This is a genomic window from Streptomyces sp. NPDC059900 (genome assembly GCF_050270335.1).
GTDB lineage: Bacteria > Actinomycetota > Actinomycetes > Streptomycetales > Streptomycetaceae > Streptomyces.
In genome coordinates, this window is the sequence record NZ_JBNNJZ010000441.1 from 1 (window position 1) to 6914 (window position 6914).

7 protein-coding genes are annotated in these 6914 nt (G+C 70.6%); 5 read left to right on the top strand and 2 right to left on the bottom strand.

Going from position 1 to position 6914, the window contains the following annotated elements:
- Positions 1 to 65 precede the first annotated feature (65 nt).
- The gene (locus tag ACQKIP_RS35445) at positions 66 to 665 is read left to right on the top strand and encodes a GOLPH3/VPS74 family protein (RefSeq protein ID WP_365856984.1); all 600 of its coding nucleotides are present in this window, start codon (positions 66 to 68) and stop codon (positions 663 to 665) included.
- Positions 666 to 750: 85 nt separating this feature from the next.
- Here the strand turns inward: ACQKIP_RS35445 and ACQKIP_RS35450 are convergent, their stop codons facing one another.
- Both ACQKIP_RS35450 and ACQKIP_RS35455 read right to left on the bottom strand, forming a co-directional pair.
- The gene (locus ACQKIP_RS35450) at positions 751 to 1785 is read right to left on the bottom strand and encodes a hypothetical protein (protein WP_365856982.1); all 1035 of its coding nucleotides are present in this window, start codon (positions 1783 to 1785) and stop codon (positions 751 to 753) included.
- A gap of 344 nt (positions 1786 to 2129) precedes the next feature.
- Positions 2130 to 2741, bottom strand: coding sequence for a TetR/AcrR family transcriptional regulator (locus ACQKIP_RS35455; RefSeq protein WP_365856980.1), 612 nt, complete (start codon positions 2739 to 2741; stop codon positions 2130 to 2132).
- An 86-nt stretch (positions 2742 to 2827) separates the two neighbouring features.
- Between ACQKIP_RS35455 and ACQKIP_RS35460 the strand changes: the two genes are divergently transcribed.
- The 4 genes from ACQKIP_RS35460 to ACQKIP_RS35475 all read left to right on the top strand — a co-directional run.
- On the top strand, positions 2828 to 3271 hold the full coding sequence (locus ACQKIP_RS35460) for a DUF4345 domain-containing protein (RefSeq protein WP_365856978.1): 444 nt from the start codon (positions 2828 to 2830) through the stop codon (positions 3269 to 3271).
- A gap of 413 nt (positions 3272 to 3684) precedes the next feature.
- On the top strand, positions 3685 to 4692 hold the full coding sequence (locus ACQKIP_RS35465) for an Lrp/AsnC family transcriptional regulator (RefSeq protein WP_365856976.1): 1008 nt from the start codon (positions 3685 to 3687) through the stop codon (positions 4690 to 4692).
- 107 nt (positions 4693 to 4799) lie between these two features.
- A complete protein-coding gene (locus ACQKIP_RS35470; protein ID WP_427745080.1) occupies positions 4800 to 5756 on the top strand; it encodes a polysaccharide deacetylase family protein in 957 nt (318 codons plus the stop codon).
- Positions 5753 to 6914, top strand: a 1162-nt coding sequence (locus tag ACQKIP_RS35475) for an MFS transporter (RefSeq protein ID WP_427745081.1), incomplete at its 3' end; no start/stop codon positions are given. The genes ACQKIP_RS35470 and ACQKIP_RS35475, both read left to right, overlap by 4 nt.

The following is a 6914-nucleotide window of genomic DNA, read 5'->3' on the forward strand; positions in this document are numbered from 1 at the left end:
GCCGACCGGCCGGGCCCGGTCGGCAGGGCCGCGCCCTTTGCCGATGTCTTTGAGGGGAGCCGTTCATGACCACGGCGAAAGACCTGTTCATCATCGCCACGGACCCGAAGCATTCCGTGGGCCAGGGCGACCTGTCCCTCGCCCTCGCCGGAGCCGAACTGATCGATCTCATCGGCGCGGGAACGGCCGCCGTGGACGGCGACCGCATCGTGCCGGGTGAACAGCCCGCGCCGGACGACCCGTTCTTGGGCCAGGCCGCGGCACAGCTCGCCCCGCAGACGCCCCACGAGCCGATCGAGGACTGGCTGTGGCGCCGCGGCCGGGACCTCGCGGCCGCCTACCAGACCGCCCTGGAGGACGAGGGCGAACTCAAGCCCCAGCGCAGCAGCCGACTGTCCTTCGGCTCGCAACGCCTGGAAGCGGTCGATACGCCCGCGCGCCGCCGCGCGGCCGACCGCTGGACGGACAAGGAACCCGTTCTGGCCGCCCTCGCCTCCTCCGTGGGCATCGACGGCGGACGATCCGACGACGAACCCGGCCCCGACGAAGAAGCGGTGACCGCCGTGCTGGCCGCCGTCCACGACGCGGTGATGGAACTGGAAGCCGTACGCCAGCGGCGGACCATCGAGAACGCCGCCTACGCCAACCTGTGGCGTGGACCGTGAGCGTGCGCCGTCACGACCCGCTACCGGGCAGGTGCCGCGGCAGGCTGGAGTGGTTCTGCCGAGTCTGGGCCCCGACCGGCTGCGTTCACGCCCGCTCGCCCTGGTCGGGCGCAGGTTCCGTCACTCCGGCCCGGCGCATCGGGCGTCGCCGCAGCGGTTGTGCCGCCCTGTCCCTGACGAGGAACAGGTGCACTCCCAGCGGGAGCAGAGAAAGGGGCAGCGCCGCCCACATCAGTCCGGGCAGACGGAACTGGCCCAGGGGCGTCCAGGAGTCGGATTTGAAGCCAAGGGTCACATACGCGTCGCCCTCGACGGCGCGGGTGTCCAGGGAAACCCCGGTCGGGTCGTTGTCGTCTCCGGGCTTGTAGAGGCCACCGAGCGCGTAGTAGCGCCCGTAGCGGTCTCGGCCCTCCGGGCTGAAGTGGACGGTGACTTGCTGGCCGTACGAGAAGACAGGAGGCGCCCCGCGGTCCGTCTGGTCCGTCTGGTCCCATGTGATCACGCACCCCATCCCCTCGCTCTGCACGCAGCTGCCGGGCAGCGCCATGCGCACGGGCTGTCCGTAGCGCATGGCGTAACCGGCCGAGTTGTACTGGGACGATGCGACCGCACCGAACACGGCCACCAGGACGGCGACAGCGACCGGCAGCACGGTGAGCGTCACCCGGGCGCGGACCAGGGCCAGGACGGCGGTGGTCGCCGCACCGCATACGGCGACGGCAAGCAGCACCAGCCCCAGCCCGTGAGCCTGCGACTGGGTGACGAAAGCACCGATGCTCAGACACCCCGCGGCCAACGCCAGCGCGCCCGACACATGGACCGCCAGCGGCAGACCGCGTACCCCCTTCTCGTAGCGGACGAACGGGACCGTCGACACCATCAGCACGCAGAGCGCCGCGATCGCCCAGGCGCAGCCGTTCTCGGAGACCACCTCCCCCACCGCCAGTTCCAACAGAACGATGGCCCCCATGACGATGAGGAGGTTGCAGCGGTACGAAGGCGACAGGTCGTCCCAGTCACTGTGCCCCTCCCCCGTGGCCTTCTCCAGCGTGACGCCCCCGGAGCCCGTGCCGGCCCCGGCGGCAGGACCAGGCGGTGAGGACTTCTCCGCTGTTTTCACCCCTCCGTCTGCCCAGGCGGAGAGTGCGGCTGCGAAGGGAACGCCCACTACGACTGCTGCAATCGCTGCCAAGATGCCCTGGACCACTGCCATGTGCGCCCTTTGTTCGCCGTACGGATCACCGGAGGTGCCAGCCTGCCAAGGGCCGGAGGCCGGGAGGTTTCAAGAGGCGAAGACAACCGGTTCGAGGGAACGGACCCGCATGCCGTGACGCGCGTACCTCACCCGCCTGCGCGTCGCCTCGCACGGCGCCCGGCGTATCCACAGCCTCGGCATCATCACCCCGAACAGCCCGGCACCAGCTACGACTGCCCCACGTGATCAACAGCGTTTGCCGGTGCCAGTCATGCGGGCGGCCAGTCGGTGGCCGCGTCCGCGGGGAGCAGGGGGTGCAGGGCCCCCACCGCGGCGCCGATGCAGGTGTCGCGCAGTTCGGTGCGGGTGCAGGTCTCGTGGGTGAGCCAGTCCACGCAGAGCACCTGTACGAACACCAGCCATGCCTTCAGTGCGGCGGAGACGGCGTCGTGCATGCGCTCGTCGGCGAGCGGGAGCACGCCGAGCAGGCGTGAGCGCAGGGCATCGAGTTCGTCCGTCATGATCGTCTGGATGACCGGGTCGCCCGCGAGCACCCGGTTCGCGGCCAGTACGGCGTGGCGGTTGGCGATGAAGTAGTCGAGGTGGGCGTCCAGGCCCTGGGTGAGCTGTTCGACGAGCGTGGCTTGGGGATCGAACCGGGTCGCCGCAAGGAGCCGGTCGGCGGCCTGCTGGTACACCGCCGCGAAGAGCGCGTGCTTGCTGGGGAAGTGCCGGTAGAGCAGGGCGCGGGACACCCCGGCCTCCTTGGCCACCTCCTCCATCAGTACGTCGTCGTAGGGGGCGGCGGAGAAGAGCCGTGCGCCGACGGCGAGCAGATGGGCGCGGCGGTCGGCGGGCGTCAGGCGTCGGCGGGGCGGCACCCGTCCAGCCTACTTGACATGCGTCTACTAGTGGCGCCTAGGCTGGCTCTTAGTAGACGCATGTCAACTAAGAGCCAGGGGGCGTCATGGCCGGAGTGCTGCGGGTGTTCGCGTGGGTGATGGGGGTCGCATGCGTGGCGATCGGCCTGTTCCATGTGATCGGCGGCAATGCCGCGATTCCCGGCGAGGCCGACGCAGGCGCGACCATCGACAGCCTGGGCCGGTTCCTCGGCGCGATCTTCGCCGGGTACGGGCTGGTCTGGCTGTGGGCGGCCCGGCAGGATCCCGTCCCGGCGCGCGTGGTGCGGTGGCTCGCCGCGGTGTTCCTGCTGGGCGGCGTGGGTCGGCTGCTGTCGTTGGCCGTGCACGGGTGGCCGCACCCCTTCCAGGTGGCCCTGGCCGTGATGGAACTGGCCTTCCCGCCGCTCTGGTTCTGGCTGGCCGACGCCGACGAGCGCGCGTACGGGGAGCGGGTCCGGGACATGCCGCCTGCCGGGGCAGGCGTCTCCCCACATCCGACGGGCCGTTGAGCATCGCCGCAACTGCCGGCTTCTCTCCGCCCGCCACGGCCTGCCGGCTTCCGGCTTCCCCAACGAGCTGGGCCAGTTGCCGAACGAGCCCCCACAGGACCCGGGGCGCGGGCACGCGAGCAACGGCACACGGAACCCGGCCACACTCCCGGAGAACCATGCCGAAGCCAGGTGACGGACCGCCCGGCGCCCGGACACAACCCCCGCCCGCGCCCCGCGTATACGCCGGGGGAACTTTTTCGGACACGTGCGTGGCGTAATCCGTCACGGCGGAGTCGCCCGGCTCACGCGGGTCCGAGCTGCGTCGTTTATCGCTCCGTAACGCTCAAGGCGCTGGATGGCAGCGCTCTGACCAGCATTAATGCAGGATTCCATCATTGACGGTGGTCAGGGCACTCGATACCTTCGCCACCATGACGCACCGAGCCCCCACGGGCACCATCGACGAGCTGGACCAGCGCATCATCGCCGCGCTCCAGCTCAACGGTCGTGCCCCGTGGAGCGCTCTGGCGCGCTGGGTGGGTGCCAGTGAGACCACCGCCCAGCGGCGGTACCGCTCGCTGCTCGAGCGGGGCCTGCTCCGGGTCGTCGGCACCCTGGAGCTGGACCGAACGCGGGAGGGATCCTCCATGCTCGTCCGGGTACAGGCCAGGCCCGGCCAGGGTCTGGCCGTCGCCGACCGGCTCACCGAGAGTCCGGACGTCCGCTTCGTGGCCGTGGTCACCGGCGCCGCCGATCTGATCGTCGACTTCGTTGCCCGCGACAACGAGGAGATGATGCGGATCCTCTATACCGACCTGCCGGCGGCCGACCTCATCGCCGGCACCGAGGCCGTACCGGTCATCCGCGCCTTCACCTCGGCGTCCATGTGGGATCCCGGACTGCTGTCCGCCGAGGCGGCGGCCGCTCTGCGGCCCGCGTCCCTGGCATCGTCGTGCGACCGGGACGACTGGGACATGACGCCACAACCGCTCACGCCCCTGGAGCAGGATCTCGTCGCGGTGCTCAAACAGGACGGCCGTACCCAAGTCAGCACGCTGGCCCGGCAACTGGGCCACACCGAGTCCGGCGTCGCGCGGGCCATGGAACGGCTCATCGCCCGCGGGGTCCTGCAGTTCCGCACCCTGGTCGATCCCTCGCTGCTGGGGTACGACGCGGAGTTCATGGTCTGGCTCTCGATCGAGCCCGACCGGCTCGAGGCGGCGGGACGACAGCTCGCACGGCATCCGGGGACCAAGTTCCTCGGCGCGGCGACCGGCCGCTTCAACCTCGTCGGGCACATGGTGCTGCCCTGCCGCGCCGACCTGCTGCGCTACACCAGCGACGTCATCGGCAGGCTGCCCGGCCTGATCGCCTCCGACGTGACCTTGCATCTGGTCACCATGAAGTACTCCTGGCACCGGATGGTCCGCCCCGTCTGAGCGGGCAAACCGCCCCCTGTACCGCGTCGGCTCACGCCCGCCGTCGCGCAGTTCCTGCTTCCCTCCCCCACATCCCCGTACCTCCCCCGACCCTCGTGGAGTCACCCATGCCCACAGACGACACCGGCCTGCCCGCGGAGAGCTGGCGCTGGAGCGAAGAGACCTGGCGCGGCCATGTGGACGCGGTGCGCGCCGGACGGCGGCTGGTCCCCGACCGCTGGCCCGGCAACGCCCGGGTCGCGGTCGCCCTGTCCTTCGACTCCGACCACGAGACGATCCCGCTGCGCGACGGCGAGACCAGTCCGGGCCGGCTGGCCCAGGGCGAGTACGGGTCACGCGTCGGCGCGGCACGGATCCTGGACCTGCTCGCCCGTCACCGCGTACCCGCGACGTTCTTCATGCCGGCTGTCTCCGCCCTGCTCCACCCCGAGGAGGCGCGCTCGTACACGTGCGACGGGCACGAACTGGCCGTCCACGGCTGGATCCACGAACGGAACATGCTTCTCGGGCGCGACGACGAGCGGGAGTTGACCGCCCGCGCCCTGGACACCCTGGACACCCTGACCGGGCAGCGGCCGGTGGGAATCCGCACCCCGTCCTGGGACTTCTCGGACTCCACCCTGGACATCATGCTCGAACTCGGCTTCGCCTACGACTCCTCGCTGATGGCCGACGACGAGCCGTACGAGATCGTCGCCGGGGGCAGCCCCACCGGTCTGGTCGAGATTCCCGTGGACTGGATCCGGGACGACGCCCCCTACTTCACGATGGACCGCTACGGCTCGGTGCGCCCGCACAGCCGTCCGCGCGATGTCCTGGAGATCTGGGCCGACGAGTTCGATGCCGCCTACCGCGACGGCGGCGTCTTCCAGCTCACCCTGCACCCGCACGTCATCGGTCACCGCTCGCGCCTGGTGGCGCTGCGCGAACTGCTCGACCACATCCGTGCCCACCGCGACGTCTGGTTCGCCACGCACGCCCAGCTCGCCGACGCGGCGCGCGCCGTGCTGAGCGGCCCGACGACCTCCCGTTCCGTCCCCGACGCCCCGGAGCACACCTCATGAACCAAGGATCCGCCGCACCCGCCGGTCCGCTGCCCCGAGACGGAGATGCGCCCTCGCCCTCCCCCGGCAAGCTCAACGGCGCCCAGCGCAAGGCCATCGTCGCGGGCACCATCGGCAACACCGTGGAGTGGGTCGACTGGGCCCTGTACTCCATCTTCGCCAAGGTCATCGCCGACGAGTTCTTCCCCAAGGGCGACGGGGCGGTGGCCCTGCTGTCCACGCTGGCCGTGTTCGCCGTCGGCTTCGTGATGCGCCCGGTGGGCGCCGCCGTGCTCGGCGCCTACGCCGATCGCCACGGCCGCAAGAAGGGCATGACCCTCACCGTCGCCCTGATGGCGGGTGCCGGGTTCGCCATCGCCATCACCCCCAACTACGACACCATCGGCCTCTTCTCCCCGCTCATCCTGCTCGTCGCACGCCTCGTGCAGGGCTTCTCGGCAGGCGGCGAGTTCGGTTCCTCCTCCGCCTTCCTGGTGGAGTCGGCCGCGCGGGGCAGGCGTGCGTTCGCCGGCTCCTGGCAGCAGGTCTCGGTGGCCGGCGGCGTCCTCATCGCCTCGCTCCTGGGCACCCTCACCACCTCGCTGCTGAGCGATGACGCCGTGCATGCGTGGGGCTGGCGCGCCGCGTTCGTCTTCGGCGGGCTCCTGGGCCTGGTCGGTCTGTGGCTGCGGGTCTCGGTGTCGGACACCGAGTCCTTCACCCAGGCCCAAGGAGCGGGCCGCACCCGCACCAACCCCGTCAAGGCCATGTTCGTCGAGCATCCCGCCGCGACCCTGCGCGTCGCGGGCATCACCATCGCGGGCACCCTGACCTACTACATCTGGGTCAACTACCTTCCCACGTACGCGAATCTGACCACCGGCATCGCGCTGAAGACCGCCCTACTCTCGCAGACCCTGTGCCTGATCGTGTTCGTCGTCGCGCTGCCGTTCGCGGGGCTGCTCTCGGACCGGATCGGCCGCAAACCGACCATGGCGGGCTTCGCTGCCGGGTTCGTCGTCCTGGCCTGGCCGCTGCTGCACCTGCTCGACGGCAGCTTCGTGAGCCTGTTCCTGGTCCAGCTCACCGGCATGCTGCTGATCCTGGGCTACTCCGCCAACTGCGCGGTCATCATGGCCGAACAGTTCCCCGCGGAGGTCCGCGCCACCGGCATCGCGC